This window comes from Vibrio sp. Vb0888 (assembly GCF_033338835.1).
Taxonomy (GTDB): domain Bacteria; phylum Pseudomonadota; class Gammaproteobacteria; order Enterobacterales; family Vibrionaceae; genus Vibrio; species Vibrio alginolyticus.
In genome coordinates this window covers 125,925-149,325 of record NZ_JAWOTL010000004.1, presented here as the reverse complement: position 1 = coordinate 149,325, position 23,401 = coordinate 125,925, and the positions used below count along the sequence as shown (strand labels likewise).

The 23,401-nt window shown below is 43.5% G+C and carries 19 protein-coding genes; 10 read left to right on the top strand and 9 right to left on the bottom strand.

Annotated features, from left to right (window positions below; genetic code table 11):
• The first annotated feature begins 376 nt into the window (after window positions 1-376).
• Together R7P72_RS08235 and R7P72_RS08230 are read left to right on the top strand one after the other, a co-directional pair.
• The gene (locus R7P72_RS08235; RefSeq protein ID WP_005372973.1) at window positions 377-1,594 is read left to right on the top strand and encodes an ROK family protein; all 1,218 of its coding nucleotides are present in this window, start codon (window positions 377-379) and stop codon (window positions 1,592-1,594) included.
• 363 nt (window positions 1,595-1,957) lie between these two features.
• Window positions 1,958-2,911, top strand: a complete 954-nt coding sequence (locus R7P72_RS08230) for a chemotaxis protein CheV (protein WP_005372976.1) — start codon at window positions 1,958-1,960, stop codon at window positions 2,909-2,911.
• A 72-nt stretch (window positions 2,912-2,983) separates the two neighbouring features.
• On the opposite strand, the gene R7P72_RS08225 is transcribed toward R7P72_RS08230, so the two are convergent.
• The 4 genes from R7P72_RS08225 to R7P72_RS08210 form a co-directional block, all read right to left on the bottom strand.
• On the bottom strand, window positions 2,984-6,058 hold the full coding sequence (locus tag R7P72_RS08225) for an error-prone DNA polymerase (protein WP_005372977.1): 3,075 nt from the start codon (window positions 6,056-6,058) through the stop codon (window positions 2,984-2,986).
• Between the two features lie 27 nt (window positions 6,059-6,085).
• Complete coding sequence (locus R7P72_RS08220) at window positions 6,086-7,489, bottom strand: Y-family DNA polymerase (protein WP_005372978.1); 1,404 nt, start codon at window positions 7,487-7,489, stop codon at window positions 6,086-6,088.
• 4 nt (window positions 7,490-7,493) lie between these two features.
• Window positions 7,494-8,186: a translesion DNA synthesis-associated protein ImuA gene (imuA, locus tag R7P72_RS08215; RefSeq protein WP_005372979.1), complete on the bottom strand. Its 693-nt coding sequence runs from the start codon at window positions 8,184-8,186 to the stop codon at window positions 7,494-7,496.
• Window positions 8,187-8,315: 129 nt separating this feature from the next.
• The gene (locus tag R7P72_RS08210; protein ID WP_005372980.1) at window positions 8,316-9,062 is read right to left on the bottom strand and encodes a YciK family oxidoreductase; all 747 of its coding nucleotides are present in this window, start codon (window positions 9,060-9,062) and stop codon (window positions 8,316-8,318) included.
• 254 nt (window positions 9,063-9,316) lie between these two features.
• On the opposite strand from R7P72_RS08210, the gene sohB reads away from it, so the two are divergent.
• The 8 genes from sohB (at window position 9,317) to R7P72_RS08170 (ending at window position 18,439) form a co-directional block, all read left to right on the top strand.
• Entirely contained in the window at window positions 9,317-10,378 is a 1,062-nt protein-coding gene (gene sohB, locus R7P72_RS08205; RefSeq protein ID WP_005385819.1) for a protease SohB, read from the top strand.
• Between the two features lie 208 nt (window positions 10,379-10,586).
• A complete protein-coding gene (cmk, locus tag R7P72_RS08200; RefSeq protein ID WP_021033981.1) occupies window positions 10,587-11,267 on the top strand; it encodes a (d)CMP kinase in 681 nt (226 codons plus the stop codon).
• Between the two features lie 110 nt (window positions 11,268-11,377).
• The gene (rpsA, locus tag R7P72_RS08195) at window positions 11,378-13,048 is read left to right on the top strand and encodes a 30S ribosomal protein S1 (protein ID WP_005385817.1); all 1,671 of its coding nucleotides are present in this window, start codon (window positions 11,378-11,380) and stop codon (window positions 13,046-13,048) included.
• A 213-nt stretch (window positions 13,049-13,261) separates the two neighbouring features.
• Window positions 13,262-13,543, top strand: a complete 282-nt coding sequence (gene ihfB / locus R7P72_RS08190; protein WP_005385816.1) for an integration host factor subunit beta — start codon at window positions 13,262-13,264, stop codon at window positions 13,541-13,543.
• 281 nt (window positions 13,544-13,824) lie between these two features.
• Window positions 13,825-14,121: a LapA family protein gene (locus tag R7P72_RS08185; RefSeq protein WP_005376663.1), complete on the top strand. Its 297-nt coding sequence runs from the start codon at window positions 13,825-13,827 to the stop codon at window positions 14,119-14,121.
• 18 nt (window positions 14,122-14,139) lie between these two features.
• Complete coding sequence (lapB, locus tag R7P72_RS08180; RefSeq protein WP_005376665.1) at window positions 14,140-15,315, top strand: lipopolysaccharide assembly protein LapB; 1,176 nt, start codon at window positions 14,140-14,142, stop codon at window positions 15,313-15,315.
• Window positions 15,316-15,399: 84 nt separating this feature from the next.
• On the top strand, window positions 15,400-16,101 hold the full coding sequence (gene pyrF / locus R7P72_RS08175) for an orotidine-5'-phosphate decarboxylase (protein WP_005376667.1): 702 nt from the start codon (window positions 15,400-15,402) through the stop codon (window positions 16,099-16,101).
• A gap of 499 nt (window positions 16,102-16,600) precedes the next feature.
• Window positions 16,601-18,439, top strand: a complete 1,839-nt coding sequence (locus R7P72_RS08170; protein WP_005376669.1) for an extracellular solute-binding protein — start codon at window positions 16,601-16,603, stop codon at window positions 18,437-18,439.
• 60 nt (window positions 18,440-18,499) lie between these two features.
• Here R7P72_RS08170 and R7P72_RS08165 read toward each other — a convergent pair whose 3' ends face one another.
• The 5 genes from R7P72_RS08165 to R7P72_RS08145 all read right to left on the bottom strand — a co-directional run bounded on the left by R7P72_RS08165 (window position 18,500) and on the right by R7P72_RS08145 (window position 23,370).
• The gene (locus R7P72_RS08165) at window positions 18,500-18,739 is read right to left on the bottom strand and encodes a hypothetical protein (protein WP_005376679.1); all 240 of its coding nucleotides are present in this window, start codon (window positions 18,737-18,739) and stop codon (window positions 18,500-18,502) included.
• A gap of 206 nt (window positions 18,740-18,945) precedes the next feature.
• The gene (locus R7P72_RS08160) at window positions 18,946-19,719 is read right to left on the bottom strand and encodes a hypothetical protein (protein WP_031778929.1); all 774 of its coding nucleotides are present in this window, start codon (window positions 19,717-19,719) and stop codon (window positions 18,946-18,948) included.
• Between the two features lie 102 nt (window positions 19,720-19,821).
• Window positions 19,822-20,400 carry a membrane integrity-associated transporter subunit PqiC gene (locus tag R7P72_RS08155; RefSeq protein WP_005376681.1) on the bottom strand — a complete coding sequence of 193 codons (579 nt, stop codon included), beginning with the start codon at window positions 20,398-20,400 and terminating at the stop codon, window positions 19,822-19,824.
• A complete protein-coding gene (gene pqiB, locus R7P72_RS08150; protein WP_005376682.1) occupies window positions 20,400-22,046 on the bottom strand; it encodes an intermembrane transport protein PqiB in 1,647 nt (548 codons plus the stop codon). The genes R7P72_RS08155 and pqiB overlap by 1 nt, the downstream gene beginning before the upstream one ends.
• On the bottom strand, window positions 22,039-23,370 hold the full coding sequence (locus R7P72_RS08145) for a paraquat-inducible protein A (protein ID WP_005376683.1): 1,332 nt from the start codon (window positions 23,368-23,370) through the stop codon (window positions 22,039-22,041). Before R7P72_RS08145 ends, pqiB begins: the two co-directional genes overlap by 8 nt.
• Window positions 23,371-23,401: the final 31 nt, after the last annotated feature.

The following is a 23,401-nucleotide window of genomic DNA, read 5'->3' as shown; positions in this document are numbered from 1 at the left end:
ACTTGAACTCTATCCTTACTTTACGCAATCGCTCTCAAGGTTAGCCTCGCTTAGCCCACACCTTAAAGCTACTTGAATATAAGTATATGCACAGAATGTTTACATTAAGAGTAACCCCGGTAAAACAGACAGATATTCGACAGGCAATGGCCTTATTGATAAAAATACGCTGCTTTAAAGGCATTACTTCATAATTTAGTGAATAAAAATAAGTTATTTTTCAAACAATTTAACAGGAGTAGATTCTTCGTTATTTGATTGAATACACAAACAAACAGGTTTATACGTGATGCTTGTCACGGGGATTTATTAATTCACTTCACAATTAGTTCGCAAAGTAAAAAAATTGTCCCGTTATAGAATTTCGGAGTGCAAGATGTACATGGCTCAACCGGGCCATATTGATCATATCAAACAGGTCAATGCTGGTCGTGTATATAAACTAATTGACCTAAAAGGTCCTATTTCTCGAATTGATTTGTCCAAGCAGAGTGAGCTTGCTCCTGCTAGTATCACCAAAATCACTCGAGAATTAATTGAAGCGCACTTGATTCATGAAACGACAGTACAAGAAGCGACGAGTCGTGGTCGACCTGCTGTCGGTTTGCAGGTCAATAATGAAGGCTGGCAATTTTTGTCAATGCGTTTGGGGCGGGGTTATTTAACCATTGCTTTGCATGAGTTAGGCGGTGATGTACTAATCGATACTAAAATCGAGATACACGAGCTTGATCAAGACGATGTGCTTGAGCGCCTGCTTTACGAAATTGATGAATTCTTTCAGACTTACGCGGATCAACTTGATCGTGTTACCAGTATTGCCCTTACGCTGCCTGGTCTCGTGAACTCAGAGCAAGGTGTCGTTTTGCAGATGCCTCATTACAATGTCGAAAATCTTGCTCTTGGACCAGAGATATACAAAGCAACAGGCTTGCCAGTTTTCATTGCCAATGACACGCGAGCTTGGGCATTAGCAGAAAAGCTTTTTGGTCATTCTCAAGATAATGACAACTCCGTTCTTATCTCTATCCACCACGGTTTAGGTGCGGGCATCATTCTGGATGGGCGCGTTTTGCAAGGCCGTCACGGTAACATTGGTGAACTCGGGCATATTCAAATTGACCCAAATGGAAAACGTTGTCATTGCGGCAATATTGGCTGTTTGGAAACCGTTGCCAGTTCTCAGGCAATTCGTGAAGAAGTCGTAAGACGAATCGCTGATGGCGAAGACTCTATTCTTGCTAAACAAGAGGAAATGAGTATTGAGAGCATTTGTGAAGCCGCTGCAAACGGTGATCCTTTGGCCGTCGATGTGATTGAAAAACTTGGAGGCTACTTAGGCTCTGCAATTGCTATTGTGATCAACTTATTTAACCCTGAGAAAATCTTGATCGGTGGTGTGATTAACCAAGCAAAAGATGTGCTTTATCCTGCGGTTCGTCGCTGTATCGAAGAGCAGAGTTTACCTGTTTATCACCAAGATCTTGAGCTGGTGGAGTCTCGTTTCTATAAGCAAGCCACAATGCCTGGTGCCGCGTTGATTAAGCAAGCGTTGTACGATGGTCAACTATTGATGAAGGTTGTGGAAGGTTAAGTACTTTTTAACATGATGATGTGCCTGGCTGTTGAGACTGCATTTGTAGGTGATTTAGGGTGAGACTTAACGGCTCACCCTTTTTGATCGCCTATTACTAGAAAGGGAATTTGAGTTATGCTGCATTGCTATATCTGCGCCATTCATGTAATTTCCTAAAAAGCTCAAGTAAATAAACAAAATGGCTTTCAATGTGCTGCGTGACTTTGCGTCTGATGCAAAGAGAAGTAATACGCTAAAACTGTTGTACTTTAAAGCTGTGCTCGAAAAGCCAAATATTTTAAGGTTATTTGGTTATATAACCTTGCTGTGTCTGTACTGATTTCGAGTAAAATAAGAATTATCCATAATTTAGGTAGTAGTATGTCCGGAGTGTTAAATACGGTTGACCAGCGTACAAACTTGGTTGGTGAAAATCGACTAGAGCTTCTGCTGTTCACTTTAAATAGTCGCCAATTGTTTGCGATTAATGTGTTCAAAGTGAAAGAGGTCATCAAGCTGCCACCGTTAACCAAGCTTCCTGGCTCACACTACAACATTCGTGGGGTCGCTTCTTTACGAGGTGAAGCAGTGCCAGTGATTGATTTGCGTGGCGCGATAGGTTTCCCAGCTTTGCGTGGTGAAGCGGAAGAAGAAAATTTGATCGTGACAGAGTACAACCGCACGGTGCAGGGCTTCTTAGTCGGTCCGGTTAAAAACATTATTAATACGGCATGGACTGAAATTCAGCCGCCTCCTTCCACGTCTGGTCGCTCGAATTACCTCACGGCTATCACGCAAATTAAAGAGGGGGATGCCTCTCAAATTGTCGAAATTATTGACGTTGAAAAAGTTTTAGCAGAGATCGTACATTACGACGTGACTATCTCGGAGGATATTCTCGATCAAGAATTGGCCCAAGCAATGGTCGGGCGTAATGTTCTGATTGTGGATGATTCCTCTACAGCTCGTAATCAAGTTCGCGATACGCTTTCTCAATTAGGTATGAATATCATCGAGTGTCGTGACGGGCTAGAAGCGTTAACGGTTTTAAAACGTTGGTGTGATGAAGGTAAAGATGTAGAAAAAGAGCTGTTGATGATGATTACGGATGCTGAAATGCCTGAAATGGACGGTTATAAACTGACCCATGAAGTGCGCCAAGATCCACGTATGTCTAAGTTGTTTATCACATTGAACACTTCTCTGAGCGGTAGTTTTAATGAAGCCATGGTACAAAAAGTAGGCTGTGATCGCTTTATATCTAAATTCCAACCGGATCTGCTGGTTGAAGTTGCTCAAGACCGATTACGCCAGATGCTTTCTAAAAGTGCATGATTAGATCTAGTGAAATCAGAGGGAGCGCACCTCTCTCTGATTTTTAACATCTCTCTCCTTAATTCCTCTGTACTAATGGAAATCCCGAGATTTACTTTGTAGATTGTTCAAGTAGTGCGTGCAATCAATCAACTTACCAGCAATGACGTGCGTGACTTCTCCCTCTCTTTCAAGAATGCCTTTCACCATTAATACTTTAGCGCCTAAATACGCTTGCTTTTGGGCTCGTGCTGTAGCTTGCCAAACGACCACATTAATGTTGCCCGTGTCATCTTCTAACGTAAAAAATGTCACGCCAGCGGCGGTGCCTGGAGATTGTCTTCCTGTTACCACACCTACCACTGTGACCAGTGACTTATGCGGTTTCTCTGTCAGTTGCCTCATGCGGGTAAAGTGAGGGAGTTTGCCCGTTTCTTCTAATAATTTAATTGGATGGCGGCTAAGAGATAGTCCCGTGCTTGCGTAATCCTCAATTAAATTTTCATATTCAGAGGGTTGAGTCTGGTAGCTAACATTGGGTTCTTCGACCTTGTGAAACAATGGTAGGTCAGATAAGGAATCCATTGCTGCCCAGCGAGCGTTATAACGATTTCCCGATAAGGCTTGAAATGCATTGGCTGAAGCCAATAATTCAATGTCACTTCGGCTTCTTAATATCTGCTTTACTTCTTGAATCGATCGGTAACCATTAAGTGGTTTGCGCTCAATAAGCCTTTGTGCGCTTTCTGCGTTAAAGCCTTTCACCAAGCGAAAACCAAGTTGCACGCCGAGCCTGCCATTCGGACGTGAGACGAGATGATGTTGATATTTTGAATGATTGACGCACACCGGCAATACTTCGACGCCATGTCGGCGAGCATCTTGTACTAATTGCGATGGGCTATAAAATCCCATTGGTTGGCTGTTCAACAATGCAGTGTAAAATTCGGCTGGGTAATAATATTTTAACCATGCAGAACAATATGCCAGCACTGCGAAAGACGCTGAATGACTTTCAGGGAAGCCGTACTCACCAAAGCCGCAAATCTGATCGAAAATGCGCTCAGCAAACGCTAAGTCATAACCTCTCTCTTGCATACCATTGATCAGTTTTGGTCTGAATTTAGCGAGATCGCCATTCTTTTTCCATGATGCCATCGCTCGACGGAGTTGATCGGCCTCGCCGCCGCTAAACCCTGCGGCTACCATGGCTAGCTTGATGACTTGCTCTTGGAAAATAGGGACGCCCATAGTCCGCTCAAGAACGCTTTTTACTTCTTCCGATGGATAACTGACAGGCTCTTTGTGATCTCGTCGTTTTAAAAAAGGATGCACCATATCACCCTGAATAGGGCCTGGACGAACAATTGCAATTTGAATCACTAAGTCGTAATAACAAGCAGGCTTTAGGCGAGGAAGCATGCTCATTTGTGCACGAGATTCTATTTGGAATACGCCTATCGTGTCAGCTTTTTGGATCATGCGATACACGTGTGGATCATCTTGTCGGCGAGTGATTTCGGAAATAGAGAGGGATCGCTGGTGATGTTTCTCGACCAGCTGAAAGCACTTTTTGATGGCGTTTAACATGCCGAGTGCGAGCACATCGACTTTTAGTAGCTTCAAGCTTTCTAAATCGTCTTTATCCCATTGAATGATAGTGCGATCTTCCATCGAGGCATTTTCAACAGGTACCAACTCATATAAAGGGCCAGATGAAATTACAAAGCCACCTACGTGCTGAGATAAATGGCGTGGGAAGCCAATGATCTCGTTGACCAATTGGATAAACTGCTGCCCTTTGAGAGATTCTGGTTGTAAGCCAAGTTCAATAATTTGAGCTTGCCAGCCTTGGCTGCGATCTCGGCGATTAACATTCTTAATGAAAAAATCTAATTGGGTCTCTTCAATCCCTAGTGCTTTACCGACTTCACGCACGGCACTTTTAAAGCGATAGCTGATCACTGTTGCAGCAAGTGCTGCACGCTTACGGCCATATTTTTTGTAAATATACTGGATAACTTCTTCACGGCGCTCGTGTTCAAAGTCCACATCAATATCCGGCGGTTCCTTACGTTCTTTACTGATAAATCGTTCGAATAAGACAGCGATTTGTCGAGGATCGACGGCGGTAATTTCCAGGCAATAACACACCACAGAGTTTGCAGCGGAACCTCGCCCTTGGTAAAGAATGCCTTGCTGTTTCGCGAACATTACGATGTCGTGAATAGTAAGGAAGTAGTAGTGGTATTTCAGCTCTTGAATAAGCGCCAGTTCATTCTCGATGGTTTGATTGACTTCTGCTGGCACGCCTTCAGGAAAACGCAGCCTTTTACCACGTTCGACCAACATACGTAAGTAAGAGTCGGGTGTATAACCATCTGGGATCAGCTCGGTAGGATATTCGTATTTTAAATCGGAGAGCTTAAACTCGCATAAATCGGCGATGTAAGTACTTTCTTCCAGCCATTCTGGTTTGTAAATCCGAATCAACTTTTTAAAAGGACGAAGCGCTCGCTCAGTATTCGAAATACGGCCAAAACCGAGTTTATCGACGCTACACCCATGCTTTATAGCAGTAAGTACATGCTGTAATGGCAAGCGTTCAACATCATGCATGAGAACGCCTCCGCAGGCAGTTATAGGTAATTGAAATTCATGTGCTAACTGCTCGCAGTGCGCAATGTACTCAGTATCGTTGTTACTCAAATGGCGCTGAATCGCTACCCACAAACGATTAGCGTGGTGTTGATTGAGCCAGCGCCCCCAATAGTGATCACTCTCTTGATGTGTGGGCAGCCACAATACCAAACAATGTCGAACCGACATCAAATCCCATTCGAACAGTTGATAGTTGCCTTTTTCACTACGTCTTCTTGCGTTTGTGATGATACGACACAACTCGGCATAAGCCTTGCGACAAGGGCAAAGCAGTACGATTTGGCATTCATCATTTAACCAAAACATACTTCCAACGATTTGTTTGATATCGAGTTTATGTTGTTCGATGGTCGCATGGGCTTTGACAACGCCCGCGACTGAACATTCATCCGTTATAGCTAGAGCTTGATAGCGATAGAAAGCAGCTTGGAGTACCAGCTCTTCTGCATGAGAAGCTCCAGTCAAAAAAGAGAAGTTAGACTGACAAAATAGTTCCGCGTAACTCATAATGACCCAACAAAAATAACTGTCGATTTAACAAAAATAGCCATGAAGAAACCAGTGCTTGTGCTGATCGCGAAATATCCATAACCAGCGGCCTTGCTTGGTGTGTGCAATGTAGTAATCACGCATGATCTCATCACCATCCCACCACCCAGAAACTATTCGCTCAGGTCCGTGGACCAAAGAAACTTGTTCTTGCAATACAATGGGAGTGGGTAATTGCATTGCGGGGCGTAGTATGGAGGGTATGGCGTGCCCCTTTTTATCTGGAGCATCAGCAGGGCGATACTGACTGGCCTTTTCTGGTCTAGGATCGCAAGCAATATTGGGTTTTAAAACGGCACTTTTCCCCAATTTAGCTTGCAGTAAAGAGAGCAGCTCTAAAGCATTCATGTTTCCTTTCTGCCCAGCAAAGAGATCGCGTGATGCACTAAGAGGCTCACCTTGACGGATGACTTTTAACGTTAGCCCTGTGACTGGGCCATTAAGCGAGAGTGACTCTAAGCTCAAACTCGCTAACTGTTGCCAACGCTGACATAGGTAATCACCTTGCGCAGAAGTGAGTTGAAGGTGTTGCTCTTGTTTCTCACGCTGGTGGAGTGTTAAACACAGTTCAAAAGCGACCTTATCTCTTAATTTAAGAAAGGTTTCGAGTTGACGAAGTAATTTGGCCAACGGTTTTTCAATCCACTGAACGTTTTCGATCTCAAACAACAGCTCTAAATAAACTTGGAAGGATTCGGTAGGGTGATAAAGGTCGACAGGGTGTTTAAACTGCCCAGTCAGTCGACCAACGTAGTTCACCAAATCGATATCAAAGCGTCGTGCGATGTCTTGCAATGGCAGTTCAAGCAGGTTTTGCAATGTGGTGACGCCTACACGTTGTAACTTCTCTACTGTAGCGCTTGATAAATCTGCCAGTGTTAACGGTAATGGTGATAGGACTTTTTGTATGGCAGATTTGTCTTCACTGATGACGTTCGCTCCTGATATTGCCATCAATTTGGCAGCAAAAGGCGAAAAACCACATCCGAATTGAAAACTCAGTTTCAGCTCCGATAAGTGAGCTCTGACTTTATTCCAATAGTTTTCAAGCCCTTCATACAGAGCGAGCATTGGAGTAGCACGCAGTAAAATACCTTGGTTTGGCATCAACACAACGTCAGATGTGATCAAATACAGCCATTGAGCAATTTCTTGTAACTTGCTCCATTCGGTGTGCGGATGATAAGGATGCACTTGTAAATCTCGACACAAGGACGCAGCACTGCCTAGGCCCATACCTGGTTTAATGCCTTGTTGTTCGGCAATCTCGTTGTATTGAATAATCTGGCAACGTTGGCTTTCGACAATCACCACGGGTTGTTCTTGGTTATCACCAAAGAGTGCGTCTAGCTGCAGGCGAGGGAAGTGCAAGTAAATCCACAGAGCCATATCACTAACCTTGGTTCGCCAGTGGGAAATTGACCACAGTCGAGTGCACAGTTTCAGATGATGGTTTCACCAGTTGCGGATAATGGTGTTGGAAGCCGATACTAACGCTACCTCTATTCCAGCCTCCTTTCCTTTTCAGCACTTCAACATGAATCCCTTGCTCGTCGCCTTTCAGTTTTAAACTGAGTGACACAGGCAAAGACAAGCGGTTGATAGTATCTGTTTTAAGCATAAAGAGAGGGCAAGTACCTTGTTCACTCGCTACCTGTAAGCGTTTCACTTGGTGTATTTCAAGCTCTTCTTGCCATAACAAAACATTACTGCATACCCCACTTTTCAGACATTGCTCTGCAGCCCAAAGAGCATCTTTGGGGTGAGTTGGAGTAACAACCCACACTTGGTTTATATCCAACCCGATGTAGTGTAAAAACAGAGAATTCACTAGCGCAGGTGGTTGAATAAATGCGGTCATACCATTGGTCTGAGTGGCTTTTAAATAGGGAGCGAGCAAACGCAATTCACCAATACTACCAATAGATTCCATCTCCACTACGCCATGAGGTGGAAAGCCTCCGCCGAGCAAATCATCTAATTCAGAAAAACCGGAACTAGTCTGCAACTGCTGAGGATCTGCTTTCGTTAAATTTGCTTGCCAAACAAGGTGTTGGCTTTTTAAGTTCTGAATAATATCTTGCATAATAAATACCTGTATATATGTACAGTATATTTCTGTGGGAGAAAGTCGCAAGATTTTTATGAAGAGAGAAATGAAAAAAGGCAGCGTTTGCTGCCTTTTCAATCGATTATGTGAGGTAACCTGAATGAGTTATTTACGCTTCGGTTGAGCGTCGATGCACTGACCGTTCACATCGGTAACCGCAGGATCCATTAAGTGCAAATATAGCGGCATGATATCCAGTGGCGTTTTGAGAGTATTCGCATCTTCACCCGGATATGCTTTTTCACGCATGCGAGTACGAGTGGCACCAGGGTTAATTGCGTTAACGCGGATCGGTGTATCACTCAGCTCGTCAGCTAAAACTTGCATCATGCCTTCTACGGCAAATTTAGAGATAGCGTATGGCCCCCAGAATGCGCGGCCAGAGTGGCCGACAGTTGAAGAGGTAAAGATAATACGCCCAGCTTCTGATTTACGCATCACAGGCAGTAATGCTTGAGTCATTAGCACTTCGGCTTTCACGTTGATCTGCATGATATCGTCGAAGTCTTCCTCTTTGATTTGATCAAATGGACACAGCGAACTCAAGACACCTGCGTTGTGTAATAGACCATCCAAGCGACCAAACTGTCCTTCGATTGTCTCTGCCATATCAATGTAATTCTGCTGAGTTGCACCCTTGAGATCCAATGGAATGATAGCAGCTTGTGGATAGCCAGCAGCTTCAATCTCATCATAGATAGATTCAAGGTTTTGCACATTTCTACCCAAGAGAATAACAGTTGCACCGTGCTCGGCATAAGAAAGCGCGGCTTGACGGCCGATGCCATTACCAGCGCCAGTAACAAGAATGACTTTACCTTTTAGAGCATCAGCTGAAACGGAGTAGTTCACGGCGATAAATCCTTATTATTGTAAGAGGGTCCATGATAGTTAATTGACGCTAAAAAACGCCTGTTTCTCAATGGAAAATCTTGGTAATCGTGACAAGATGGTTACAATACACCAATTCATGTGTTATACCAATTCCAGAACTTTCGTTAGGTATGCTATCAATCAGAACAAGTGGTTACAAACCGCGCTGCCTTCTCGCTGATGTTTCTGCGTAACATACTAACGTCATCTGAAATGAGATAAAGGAGCTCTCGTTGGAATTTTTATTAGATTATGGTCTGTTTCTGGCCAAAATTATCACGGTGGTTGCTGCGATAATTGTTCTGCTCATTATTGCAAAATCGGCTGGTGGCAAATCGGGTGCGGCGAAAGGGGAGTTAGAGATTACCAACCTTTCAGAGCAACACAAACAATCTGTTGAGCAGTTAGAGCATCATTTGCATGACGATGCTTTCATCAAGGCTCGAGATAAAGCCGTCAAGAAAGAAGAAAAAGAGAAGAACAAATCTCGCGAGAAAGAAATCAAACAAGCGAGCAAAGACGGTTCATTAGATAGCAAGCGTGAACCACACCTATTTGTTCTTGATTTCAACGGTAGCATAGACGCAAAAGAAGTCGCGTCTCTACGTGAAGAAATCACCGCTATTTTGGCTGTCGCACGTGAAGGTGATGAAGTGTTACTTCGCTTAGAGTCTGGCGGTGGTATGGTTCATGGTTACGGCCTTGCCTCTTCTCAACTGGACCGAATCAAAGCTGCGGGTCTTCCTCTGACCATCTCTGTTGACAAAGTTGCGGCAAGTGGTGGTTACATGATGGCATGTGTAGCAGATAAGATTGTTTCTGCACCATTTGCAATTGTGGGGTCTATTGGCGTTATCGCACAAATTCCTAACTTCAACAAACTGTTGAAGAAACATGACATTGAGTACGAACAACTAACAGCGGGTGAATATAAACGCACGCTAACGATGTTCGGTGAGAATACCGATAAAGCGCGCGATAAGTTTAAGCAAGAACTTGAAGAAACACATGTCTTGTTTAAAGACTTCATCCGTGAGCGTCGTCCTAGTTTGGACCTAGACAAAGTAGCCACTGGTGAGCACTGGTTCGGTACACAAGCGAAAGAGCTTGGTTTGGTGGATGACATTAGTACATCTGATGATATCGTTGTTGCGGCATGCAAAGATAAAACCGTACTTTCTGTGCATTATGTGCAGAAGAAAAAGCTGGCAGACAAGCTAGCAGGTGTCGCGGGCAAAGTTGCTGACAGTGTGATCTTAAAGTTAGCTGAGCGTGGTCAAAAACCGATTGTTTAATCGAGCTTAAGTTCATGACATTTAAAACGGCGAGGGCAGAAGCTCTCGCCGTTTTTGTTGAACTTTATGTTTATTGATGAATCCAATTACGCATTAGGTGTAATGCTTTACACGACATTTTTCCTCGCTCCAAAGACTGATTACCCGTATAATGTGCGCCTCGAAAACCGAGCAAATTGCTGAAAAGAAACTATTGGTGGAGAAGAACATGTCCTCTCAAACTCCGGTTGTAACCGTAGATGGACCTAGTGGTGCAGGTAAAGGCACTTTATGTATGTTGCTGGCGAAAAAGTTGGGTTTCCAACTCTTAGATTCTGGCGCAATTTATCGTGTACTTGCACTCGCTGCGATTCACCACGGTGTCGACACCGAGTCAGAAGATGCTCTTGTCCCACTAGCAACCCACCTAGACGTTCAATTTATCGCGGAAGGTGACTTAGTTAAGGTCATTCTAGAAGGCGAAGACGTGTCAGGGGAGCTTCGCAAAGAAGAAACAGGCATGGCAGCATCTAAAGTTGCGGCTTTGCCACGTGTTCGTGAAGCATTACTACGTCGTCAGCGTGCATTTGAGACCGCTCCGGGTCTGGTTGCTGATGGTCGTGATATGGGCACAATTGTATTCCCGAGTGCGCAAGCAAAAATCTTCCTTGATGCGAGTGCTGAAGAGCGTGCAAATCGACGCCTTAAACAGTTGCAAGAGAAAGGGTTAGATGTTAGATTTGCTGACCTTTTAAGCGAGATCCAAGAGCGTGACGACCGAGATCGTAACCGCCCAGTGGCGCCATTACGCCCTGCTGAGGATGCGCTTGTGCTAGATTCTACGTCGATGACTATCGACGAAGTAGTAGAAAAGGCACTACAATATATCGAATCGAAGCTAGCTGAGTAATAATACTCGACTAGGCTAAGAGCGTTGGTCGCAAGGATGATGACTGGCGAATTTAATAACCCCATGCGGTAGGATACCCGTGGAAGTTTAATTTATTGAAGATTAATTAAATGACTGAATCTTTTGCTCAACTCTTTGAAGAGTTTCTAAACGAAACAGAATTCCAACAAGGCAGCATCGTTAAAGGTACTGTAGTAGCTATCGAGAACGGTTTCGTTCTTGTTGACGCTGGTCTTAAGTCTGAATCTGCTATCCCTGCTGAACAGTTCAAGAACGCTGCTGGCGAACTTGAAGTTGAAGTTGGCGCTGAAGTAGACGTAGCTCTAGACGCTGTTGAAGATGGTTTCGGTGAAACTCAACTTTCTCGTGAGAAAGCTAAGCGTCACGAAGCTTGGATCGTACTTGAGAAAGCTTACGAAGAAGCTGAAACTGTTGTTGGTATCATCAACGGTAAAGTTAAAGGCGGTTTCACTGTTGAACTAAACGGTATCCGTGCTTTCCTTCCTGGCTCTCTAGTAGACGTACGTCCAATCCGCGACACTGCTCACCTAGAAAACAAAGAGCTAGAGTTCAAAGTTATCAAACTTGACCAAAAACGTAACAACGTAGTTGTTTCACGTCGTGCAGTTATCGAATCAGAGAACAGCGTTGAGCGTGACGAGCTTCTAGAAACTCTACAAGAAGGTTCTGAAGTTAAAGGTATCGTTAAGAACCTTACTGACTACGGTGCGTTCGTTGACCTAGGTGGCGTTGACGGTCTTCTACATATCACTGATATGGCTTGGAAGCGCGTTAAGCACCCATCTGAAATCGTTAACGTTGGTGACGAGATCCAAGTTAAAGTTCTTAAGTTCGACCGTGAGCGTACTCGCGTATCACTAGGTCTTAAGCAACTAGGCGAAGATCCATGGGTAGCAATCGCTAAGCGTTACCCAGAAGGTCACAAACTAACTGGTCGCGTAACTAACCTAACTGACTACGGCTGCTTCGTTGAAATCGAAGAAGGCGTTGAAGGTCTAGTTCACGTTTCAGAAATGGATTGGACTAACAAGAACATCCACCCTTCTAAAGTTGTTAATGTTGGCGACGAAGTTGAGGTTATGGTTCTTGAAATCGACGAAGAACGTCGTCGTATCTCTCTAGGTCTGAAACAGTGTAAAGCTAACCCATGGCAGTCATTCGCTGAAGCACAAGCTAAAGGCGACAAAGTTACTGGTAAGATCAAGTCTATCACTGACTTCGGTATCTTCATCGGTCTAGAAGGCGGCATCGATGGTCTAGTTCACCTATCTGACATTTCTTGGAATGTTGCTGGCGAAGAAGCTGTACGTGAGTACAAGAAAGGCGACGAGATCTCTGCAGTTGTTCTAGCAGTAGACGCTGAGCGTGAGCGCATCTCTCTAGGCATCAAGCAAATGGAAAATGACCCATTCAATGCTTACGTTGCTGACAACAAGAAAGGTGTTCTAGTTAACGCTACTGTAACTGCTGTTGACGCTAAAGGCGCTACTGTTGAAATCGCAGAAGGCGTTGAAGGTTACATCCGTGCTTCTGAAGTATCACGCGATCGCGTAGAAGATGCTTCTCTAATCCTAAGCGCTGGTGATGTTGTTGAAGCGAAGTTCACAGGTGTAGACCGTAAGAACCGCGTAATCAACCTATCTATCAAAGCTAAAGACGAAGCTGACGAGCAAGAAGCAATGGCATCTATCAACAAGCAAGATGACAATGCATTCGGTAACGCAATGGCTGACGCTTTCAAAGCTGCTAAAGGCGAATAATATACTCGCTTAAGCAAAAAAGGAGCCGCAAGGCTCCTTTTTTATATTTGGTCATATTTAAGTAGTAATACTAATGACAGTAAACTATCTTAATAAAAGGCATTTCTTCATTGCGCATTTTGCATAAAATTTGTCTAGAATTGTCAGCAAGTGTTTGTTGGAATTAGTATTACTTACTATAATAAGTGATAAAGATACTCAAAGAGGGCAACTATGACTAAGTCTGAACTGATTGAAAGACTCTGCGCTGAGCAAACACACTTATCAGCGAAAGAGGTAGAGGATGCTGTAAAAGATATTTTAGAGCACATGGCCTCTACACTAGAGAGCGGTGACCGTATCGAGATCCGTGGCTTTGGTAGTTTTTCTCTTCATTACCGCGAGCCTCGCGTAGGTCGTAACCCTAAAACGGGCGATAAAGTGGAATTGGAAGGTAAATACGTTCCACATTTCAAACCTGGTAAAGAACTTCGTGAGCGTGTAAATATTGGTTAATGCACTCTTATTAGTTTGAAAAAAGCGGCATACGTTTGTGTATGCCGCTTTTTTGTAATGTATCCAAGTTAGTCATACATCCAAGATCGTTTACTAATCTAATTGTGGATTCAGCTGTTTTCTTTGCTGCTTTCTATACCCAAATAACTTTAACTTCTAAGCATGTCTACAAACTAAGCATCTTGAGGTTACTTGGGTATAGATTATTGCTAATATACGTAGTCTGAAGAAGCATTTTCCTGCATAATCTTACCGACTTACTCCTAGAAGGGTGATGTAACATGAAAATTATAAAAATCGTTGCTGTTTTAGCTCTCTTTTTAATTGCATTGGCGTTAGGTTCCCAAAACCAAGAGCTCGTGACTTTTAACTATCTTCTAGCAAAAGGAGAGTTCCACTTATCTACGCTATTAGGTGTAGTATTTGTGGTTGGCTTTGCTTTAGCGTGGGTTATCTTTGGTAGCATCCAACTGAAAACTCAGCTACAGGTCCGTCGTTTAAAGAAAAAACTGAAAAAGTACGAACCAACTGAATCAAACAACGCTGCTGATAAGCCAGCCATTGAAAAACAGGCATAAGGATAAGGCTTAACTTTAATGCTTGAACTACTCTTCTTGTTGTTGCCTATAGCTGCTGCGTATGGCTGGTATATGGGGCATCGCAGCGCTCAGCAAGACAAGCAGAAGCAATCTCATCAAATCTCTCGTCAGTATATGACGGGTCTTAATCTGCTGCTCTCTGACCAATCAGATAAGGCTGTCGATCACTTTATTGAATTGCTCCAAGTTGATAACGAGACCATCGATACTCACCTTGCGTTGGGTAACCTGTTCCGGTCTCGTGGTGAAGTCGACCGCGCAATCAGAATTCACCAAAATCTTATTTCTCGTTCAGGCTTAACACTGGACCAAAAGAACCTCGCCCTTCAACAGTTAGCGAAAGACTACATGGTCTCAGGTTTTCTTGATCGTGCAGAGAAAATCTTCGAACAGTTAGTCGAAGAGCCAGATTACAAAGAGGCGGCTCTTCAACAATTAGTGACCATTTATCAGCAAACACGAGAATGGGAAAAGGCGATTTATTACGCGAACCAATTGGCTAAGTTAGGTAATAAACGCTCAAGGATGCGTGCAAATATTGCCCATTTTTGGTGTGAAATAGCCATGCTCGACCAAGCTGATGGGAATACTAATAAGGCAATACAGCATTTTAAAAAAGCGTTAGCGGAAGACCCGAAGTGTGTTCGAGCAAGTATTGCTTTGGGACGAATTTATCTAGAGTCTGAAGACTATAAGCACACCATCAAATATCTGACAGGGGTACTTGAGCAAGATAAAGACTTTATCAGTGATGTCTTGCCAACTATTGCAGAATGCTATCATCATCTGGGTCAGGAAGATGAACTTGTCGAGTTTCTGCGAGCTTGTATTGATAAGAAAGCAGGCGTATCAGCCGAGTTGATGTTGGCTCAATTAGTTGCTCATCACGAGAACGTTGGGGCTGCTCAAGAGTTACTGACGAAACAATTGCTGAAAAACCCAACCATGAAGGGCTTCTACCGTTTAATTGACTACCACATTGCAGAAGCAGAAGATGGTCGAGCGAAAGACAGCCTATCAACACTACAAGCGATGGTGGGTGAACAGTTAAAAGTGAAACCACATTACCGATGCCGGAAGTGTGGATTTTCTACCCATTCCCTTTATTGGCATTGTCCGTCCTGTAAAGGATGGGGGACGATCAAGCCAATCCGCGGATTGGATGGTGAATAATTCTTAATGCAGCTGGCAGAGTTTCTGTCCGCTGCATTTTTTTAACTTTTTATTTAATAAGAACCAAAACAGTTAGGAGATGAAATGATCGACCAAAAAGTTATTGTCGCACTGGATTATGATAACCAAGCAGATGCACTTGCGTTTGTAGATAGAATTGATCCTGCGTCATGCCGACTAAAAGTTGGCAAGGAGATGTTTACGCTATTTGGTCCTGATTTTGTACGTGAACTCCATAAACGTGGTTTCTCGGTATTCCTAGATTTAAAATTTCACGATATTCCAAACACCTGTTCGAAAGCAGTTCGCGCTGCGGCTGAAATGGGTGTATGGATGGTGAACGTACACGCGAGCGGTGGTGAGCGTATGATGACGGCATCACGTGAAATTCTTGAGCCATATGGTAAAGATCGTCCACTTCTTATCGGTGTAACGGTACTAACCAGTATGGAACAAAGTGATTTAGCTGGTATTGGTTTGAATGTTGCGCCTCAGGAGCAAGTGATTCGTCTAGCAACCTTGACCAAAAACGCAGGCTTAGATGGTGTGGTATGTTCAGCGCAAGAGTCCTCATTACTGAAGAGCGAACTAGGCCAAGAATTTAAGTTAGTGACCCCTGGTATTCGACCTGCTGGCTCAGAACAAGGTGACCAACGCCGTATCATGACGCCAGTAGACGCTATCCAATCAGGTTCAGATTATCTTGTGATTGGTCGCCCTATCACTCAAGCGTCAAATCCTGCAGAAGTGCTGAAGTCGATCAATGAGAGCTTATCTAACATGTAAGCACTGTCTCGATTGTATGGAGAAAAGTGAGGCTAAGATGCCTCACTTTTTACATCGAATGAAAATACTGATCGCGGTAAACAACCATTCCTTTTAACCAGCTATGTCTGATCATTTACTCGCTTTAACTGGTATATCGGGGCCAATTGAGATAAAGGTTCTGCGGTTTATTCTGAGTAAAGTAGGGCTTGGTACTATGCCGATCACACTTTTGTAACATAACTCACTGTGATGCCTCGAAAATGCAACCATGTGTTATTGATGGCTTGCGTTACAAATGTCTAAAGAATACTATGGCGAAGATGCATTCACTGCGTTGTAAGGTCTAGGATGACCTAGTGAAACTCTTTGAAATTAATATAGAAGCTGGCAGGACGTCACTTCATATTACGTTCCTATTATTTCCTATCTGCGTATTTTAAATCGCAGCTTTCTGTGAGCTTTCACACGCTGTCTTCCTTGTTACGACCTTAGTGCGCAAACACAACAAGGAAGAAACATGACTAAAAAACTGCCATTTTCAGTACTAGCAACACTGACCGCTGCCAGTTTTCAACTGAGTGCGGCAGAATTGCCAGCTGATATCGAATGGATTTCAAACAACAACGAACCTCTATTTGCCTCTGAAGAAGCGGTACGAGGTGGCACCTATCGCACTTACATTCAGAGCTTTCCGCAAACATTACGAAGTGTTGGTCCAGATGCGAACTCAGGTTTGCGCCAATACTTAATGGATGGTTCACCAAAACTGGCTCAGCGTCATCCAAATACTGGCAAATGGATCCCTCAACTTGCTAAGTCATGGGCATTTGGAGAAGACAACAAAACCGTATTCTTTAAACTCGACGAAACGGCCGAGTGGTCAGATGGTGAAAAAATTACAGCAGATGATTACGTCTTTATGATGAAGTACTACACGTCAAAAGACATTATCGACCCGTGGTATAACGACTTCTTCACAAACAGTATTGTGAGTGTTGAAAAAATTGATGACTACACGATCAAAGTCAATCTTGCTGTAGCTCAAAGTCATGACTCACTTATGGTTATGATTAACATGCCAAGTAATGGTTTTCAGCCTCGTCCTGAACACTTCTTTGAAGGAGAAAAGGACGCAAATAACGATGGTATGCCTGATAACTTCGTCAGAAAGTTTAACTTTAAATCTGAGCCAACCGCAGCGCCTTACTACATTGATCAAGTGAAGAAAGGTAAGAGCGTGACATTCAAACATGTCGGTGAAGATTGGTGGGGATACAACAACCGCTACTATAAAAACCGTTATAACGTTGAAAAGGTTCGCATTAAGGTGATTCGCGATCCTGATATTGCCATGAAGCACTTTGAGAAAGGCAACTTAGACTACTTTGAGATGGTGCTACCAAGCTTTTGGCATGACAAAACCAATAGTGATGTGTACAAAAAAGGCTATATCCAAAAGTACTGGGGCTTTAACGAAGCACCGCAAGGAGCTGGTGGTCTTTGGATGAACACAGCGATGCCTATGTTGGATAACCTAGAAGTGCGTAAAGGTGTTATGGCAGCCACTGACTATGACGGCATGATTGAAAACATCATGCGTGGAGATTATTCACGTAAACCGCATGGACTCGGCTTTGGTCATGGCGAATACGATGATCCTAACAATACACCGCCAAAGTTTGATGCTGATGCGGCGGTTAAACACTTCGAAAAAGCGGGCTTTGACAAAGTGGGCGCAGATGGTATTCGTATTAACGACAAGGGCCAACGCTTGAGCTTTGCTATCACCTATGGATACAACTCTTGGACACCGCGTATTGCATACCTGAAAGAGCAAGCGAAACTTGCTGGTCTTGAGTTCACGTTAAACTTGGTGGATGGCTCATCTGCGTTTAAATACATTCTTGAGAAAAAGCATCAGCTAGCGTTTTTGAATATGGGCTCTGGTGAGATCCCTGCGTATTGGGAATACCTACACTCGGATAATGCAAATCGACCACAAACGAATGCTCACACCAACTACAGCAGCCCTGAGCTAGACAAGTTAATTGAAGCGTATGATTCTGAGTTTGATCAGGAGAAGCGTTACGACTTGTCGCATCAAATCCAAAACTATGTCAGCAAAGCGAACATCATCGTTCCTGGCTACATGGTGCCTTATTCTCGAGTTGCTCATTGGCGCTGGGTTAAAATTCCTAAAAACGGCATGACAAAAGCGACAGAATGGGTGCTTCATCCAATGGATATCGGTAATTTCTGGATTGATAACCAAGTAAAAGAAGAGACAGAAGAAGCGATGGACGAGGGTAAAACCTTCCCAGAATTAACGGTAATTGATGATCGTTACAAATTGTAAATCAGTAGTTTAGATAGAAAATGATAGCCCCGGTAATGAATTTTATCGGGGCTTTCTTTTTTACTTAATAAGGTAAGACGCTTCTAAAAGGTAGGTTTTTGCATCACCAAGCAAAGAGAACGCTTTATCGATGGTTTTAAATCGATCATCAAGCGAGTCGCTTGATATCAGCTGGCTGAATGTTTGCAACGAGAAAGCTTCGTTTGCTTTGAAGAACTGATGTACGTTTTCAAGCTGCACTTTATGAATATGCTCCACCTTATTTAGGGCGGTGGTTAAATCGGAAATGTTAATCGACATTGCTACTCGGGAACCTTATCAACAAGACCTATATGAGGTCATAGAGTGGGGTTTTATATTTTGTGACAGAGAGTAGCACCGAAGAGCAATTTATAGTCTGATGAAGATCAATTTGCCTTATTTAAGCATCTGTAACGTGGCACTAGACGTGTACCTAGAGTTGGTACAAGTTACAACGCTTGAATATAGGCTAGGGTTCAACCTAATCAAAAGTAAAAGCCAAGTCCGACTAAAAGCCCTTGAGAAGCCGTATCATATTCAAATACCTCTTCATTTTTGTAATCGACCCAGGTCGACTTGTAAGCTAAGTTGAGATCAGACCACTCGTTAAAGCTATAACGAACACCAGTTTGAATGGCATAAGTGAAGTGAGTATCGTTGCCAAGTCCGGCGTCGATGCTGGCATGAAATCGCCAGTTTTCGCTCAATTCATCAATGAGTCGCAAGCCAACTAAAAAATCGACCCAATCTTCTTGTAATGACAGTCTATCTTCTAGTACCCGGTTGTCATTACGATACAGCTTGCCGGTGATGTCATTGTCCCACCAACGTAATCCAAACATATAATCCAGTTTACCAAATGAATATTGTTCGCGTTGGAATGCCTTTGCTTCTAGAACACCTTGCCGTATTTCGATGTCCGCACGATAACGAGCGTTAGGCAGAGCGCCCTTGATATTATTAACATCACCACTTAAGTTCATGAAACTATAATCTATGTAGTAGCCCCACTTACTTTGGTAAATACTCTCGAATCGCAACATCGCCCCAATATCGAGGTGGTCTACGATGAACTTAGGATCGACATCCACCTCTGATGAAAAGCGACCAATACTGGTATCCCCGTGGATATTCAGTCCTAGCATGTACACTTCTATGCTATTTCGCCAACGAGATTCTTGTGTCTCGGCTGAGAGCGCTACTGATGTAGGTAATACAAGAATGAGTGAGGAGAGTGATAGCAGGTTACATGGTTTCATCCAATTTCCTTTTCGGCTTTTCGTCAGCTTTCAGCTTAGTAGAAGTCGCTACACTCTGCATAAAAAAGGGAAGCAACTTGCTTCCCTGTAATTAACATTGACTTAGAGTTGTTTGGCAATGTCTGAGGTTAGGCTTTCTAAGCCTATGGATAAAGCGTTGACGAGCGCTTCATAGCCTTCATCTTGAAGCGGCTTTGAGATTTGTATTGGCGCACTGTTTTCGACCTTACCTTCGGCATTAATGAGTAACCATTCTCCCTCAATTTCGATATTACCTTTGTAGCTGCCATTAAATTTATTTAACGTAAGCTGTAGTTTGGCTTCACCGCTTTGATCCAACAGATTATTCATTTCAGTCGGCCAGTAATGACTTTGCTTTTGACGTAGTTCCGCGACAACTCTCTGAGTGATTTGCTCAGAAATACTGTGCGCCCATTGATTGTGTTTTGCCTGAATAACTTGGGTCTCAGAGGTTCGATAAACAATGCCATTATCATTCAAATAACTCGCCAATGTCACTGGACGAACAACTAAAGTTGGGCGCTGAGCGATATCAGAAGAGCTCAGCGTCACTGGTTCCGCCTTAGGTAGAAGGTACATAGCTCCTTTAGTTTGCGGAGCGCTACTGCAACCCGTTAGACCGACAAATAGCGCGATAGACAGAAAGAATACTCGTTTCATTAGTTTTGGCCTTTAACTGGTATTGGGTCACTGATTTCATCTTCTCCAAACACGAGAGAGTTTGGCTTTTCGTTTAGCTGTTTAAGTACGGGTTTAAACTCTGTCATCACGCTTTCTAATTCTTTTAGCGTGGCTTCCATTTCGCTGTACATGGTTGAGTTGGGCCCATAACCATCGAGTGTTTTTTGTAATTGCTGTAAGCTTTGGCGAATATCTGTTGGGATCTCTTGCGTCTCTTTTTGATTCAAAAGTTTATCAATACTGTCCGCCACGCGTTCTGCTGAAGCTAACGTTTTTTCAGACGTTTTTAACGTTGAATTGAGAGAATCTAGCGTTTCTTCCATCGGTAAGTTATTAATCTTATTTAGGAAGTCGTTCACTTGGCGCTGAACCTGCGCAAAACCACCACGCATGGTTGGGAAAACATCTAAATCAGCAAACTTACTCGGTACGTAAGGCTCGTCATTTGGATAGAAGTCGGCGTCAACATACAGTGCGCCTGTTAATAAGTTACCTGTTTTTAAAGTACCACGTAGGCCTTTAGCAAACTCACTCTTCAATTTATCTTTTAACATTGGTAAAGATTGGGATTGGAAATCGCCATAAACACGGCCGAGCTCGATACGTACCAATACAGGGATTTTTTTCGCAGAAAAGTTCTCTTCTGGGGTTGGAAGTCGCATTGGTACACGCATCACAGTACCAATTCTCAAGCCTCGATATTCGACAGGTGCCTTACGTTTAAGTCCTCGTACCGATTCATCAAAAAGCATAACGAATTCAATATAATCATCGTACATGCCTTCTCGAAGTTGTTTAATATCATCGTACAAGCGGAAGTTGACCATATTTTCAGTGAGCTGTTCACCGGATTCAAGACCTGGAACGGTATCGAAGGTAACACCACCCGTTAGCATGCTCTCTAATGAGCCAAACTTGACTTCGAACCCTTCAGCGTTGAGCTGTAAATCTACGCCAGAATTCAGCCAGAACTTGGTACGAGTGCGCACTAAGCTGTCATAAGGCTTGAAAATAAAGAGTTGGTATAACGCTTTGCGAGTGTCAACATCAAAGCTGGTTTTCTCTACACGACCAACCGTAAAGCCTTTATAAATGACGGGGTCACCAACGCCTAGCTTACCAGCCTCGCGGTGTGTTAACACAAGGCGTAACCCCTCTGCATCAGGAGAGGCGACTGGGGGAACATCTAAGACCGTAAAGCGCTCTTTCTCTATCTTAGATTTACCCGGCTGAAGTTGGATATAAGCGCCAGAGAGCAAGGTCTCTAAACCTGAAACGCCATCACGGCCAATACGAGGCTTCACAACCCAAAACATGGTGTCATCTCGCAGCATGCGTTCTGCATCCTTGTTCATTTGTGCCTTAGCGATGATGTGATCGTAATTTTCACTGAGAGTGACTTCAGTAATCAGTCCGACTTTTACATTCAATGCTCGGATTTCGGTTTTGCCAACCTCAATCCCATCTGCGGTTGGCAGTTGGAGAGTAATTTGTGGGCCTGTACTGTTGATATATTGGAACAGCATCCACGCTCCCATGGCTAGCGCAAGGATCGGGACAATCCATATCGCAGAAATCTGCTTTTGCGGTTTTATTTGAGCGGTTACGTTGTTCTCATCACTCATATTTGGCTTTCTCGTTTAAGTTGTCAGAAATCGGCTCCTGCACTTCGTTTTGTGGCAATTGCCACAACAAACGTGAGTCAAATATCATTGCAGAAAGCATAGTAAAAATGACCACTGCCGCGAAAGAGAGCGCAGCAGGACCTGGATAAATCGCCATTAAGTTTTGCAGCTGAACCAGTGCAACTAAGATCGCGACGACGAAGATATCGATCATGGACCAACGGCCAATAAACTCAGTTATGCGGTAGATCTTTAAGCGTGAAATACTCTCTTCGTGCGGAAGATATCGCGCTTTTTGCGCATTGTAATACAGCCACGCGAGTGCCAGCATTTTCGCCATTGGAATAAATACGCTAGCAAAGAAAATTACCATCGCAATAGGGTAAGAACCTAAATGCCAAAGCAATATTACCCCCTCCATGATAGTCGAACCTTCTGCATGTCCAAGGCTTACGGTGTACATCATAGGGTAGAGGTTCGCAGGGATATAGAAAATGATTGAAGCAAACAAAAGCGCCCAAGCTTTTTGTAAATTGTCTGCGGGGTTGTATTTGTGAATAGGGCTTTTACAACGAATGCAGTGTTGGTGTTTTTTAGCTTCAATAGGGTTGAGCTGGTGGCACGTATGACAACCAATATGGTTGTGGTTATGGTGCGTATCACCCTCTTTTACATCAGGTAGCTCGATAGCTGGAATAAAGTGCCCCCAGAGCCAGCTTTTGTCGACCATTGATATGCATTTGACTACCAGAACGGTATATACACAAAACGCCCAGAATGAAGTGCCCATTCCTATGTCTGCGAGGGAAGCGATTTTAATTAAGCTGACCAACACGCCAATCAAAAATACATCCACCATTAACCAAGGTTCGACTCGAAACAGAAGACGGCATAAAACTTTTGCCATTCGTTGCTGCTTTTTAGAGGGGGTATGTTTACGTGCTTTTAATGCTTCAAGGTGAAGAAAGAGAATGAGACCAACATAGATTGCAGGCAAAACGATAACTGTTGCGAGTAGCAGCACACCCAAAAGCACATTTTGAAACTCAGCCAGCATTTTGGCAGCGTGCAACAAGGTGATTTCTTGCGACAACCCTTGCACGCTGAACGACATAAAAGGGAAAGAAATGCTTAGCACTAACATGATCAAACATGCCGATGATATGGCGATCACGCTTTGGTAAGGCTTGGCATTCACTTTAGTCAGCGAATGCGAACATCGAGGACATTGTGCTTTTTGCCCCTGTTCGATATCGGGAATGCGAACAACAAGGCCGCACTCTTCGCATGAAATTAACTGACGGGAATTAGGTTGAATACTCATCGGGTAGGTTTTAGATTCATTTGCTTTAAGA

What these genes read in the sequence shown, in the direction of transcription:
- R7P72_RS08235 (WP_005372973.1), top strand. Translation starts at nt 377, where the DNA reads ATGTACATGGCTCAACCGGGCCATATTGATCATATCAAACAGGTCAAT.
- R7P72_RS08155 (WP_005376681.1), bottom strand. Translation starts at nt 20,400, where the DNA reads ATGAAACGAGTATTCTTTCTGTCTATCGCGCTATTTGTCGGTCTAACG.
- R7P72_RS08165 (WP_005376679.1), bottom strand. Translation starts at nt 18,739, where the DNA reads ATGTCGATTAACATTTCCGATTTAACCACCGCCCTAAATAAGGTGGAG.
- R7P72_RS08160 (WP_031778929.1), bottom strand. Translation starts at nt 19,719, where the DNA reads ATGAAACCATGTAACCTGCTATCACTCTCCTCACTCATTCTTGTATTA.
- R7P72_RS08220 (WP_005372978.1), bottom strand. Translation starts at nt 7,489, where the DNA reads ATGGCTCTGTGGATTTACTTGCACTTCCCTCGCCTGCAGCTAGACGCA.
- imuA (WP_005372979.1), bottom strand. Translation starts at nt 8,186, where the DNA reads ATGCAAGATATTATTCAGAACTTAAAAAGCCAACACCTTGTTTGGCAA.
- pqiB (WP_005376682.1), bottom strand. Translation starts at nt 22,046, where the DNA reads ATGAGTGATGAGAACAACGTAACCGCTCAAATAAAACCGCAAAAGCAG.
- R7P72_RS08145 (WP_005376683.1), bottom strand. Translation starts at nt 23,370, where the DNA reads ATGAGTATTCAACCTAATTCCCGTCAGTTAATTTCATGCGAAGAGTGC.
- R7P72_RS08230 (WP_005372976.1), top strand. Translation starts at nt 1,958, where the DNA reads ATGTCCGGAGTGTTAAATACGGTTGACCAGCGTACAAACTTGGTTGGT.
- R7P72_RS08170 (WP_005376669.1), top strand. Translation starts at nt 16,601, where the DNA reads ATGACTAAAAAACTGCCATTTTCAGTACTAGCAACACTGACCGCTGCC.
- cmk (WP_021033981.1), top strand. Translation starts at nt 10,587, where the DNA reads ATGTCCTCTCAAACTCCGGTTGTAACCGTAGATGGACCTAGTGGTGCA.
- R7P72_RS08185 (WP_005376663.1), top strand. Translation starts at nt 13,825, where the DNA reads ATGAAAATTATAAAAATCGTTGCTGTTTTAGCTCTCTTTTTAATTGCA.
- R7P72_RS08225 (WP_005372977.1), bottom strand. Translation starts at nt 6,058, where the DNA reads ATGAGTTACGCGGAACTATTTTGTCAGTCTAACTTCTCTTTTTTGACT.
- rpsA (WP_005385817.1), top strand. Translation starts at nt 11,378, where the DNA reads ATGACTGAATCTTTTGCTCAACTCTTTGAAGAGTTTCTAAACGAAACA.
- ihfB (WP_005385816.1), top strand. Translation starts at nt 13,262, where the DNA reads ATGACTAAGTCTGAACTGATTGAAAGACTCTGCGCTGAGCAAACACAC.
- pyrF (WP_005376667.1), top strand. Translation starts at nt 15,400, where the DNA reads ATGATCGACCAAAAAGTTATTGTCGCACTGGATTATGATAACCAAGCA.
- lapB (WP_005376665.1), top strand. Translation starts at nt 14,140, where the DNA reads ATGCTTGAACTACTCTTCTTGTTGTTGCCTATAGCTGCTGCGTATGGC.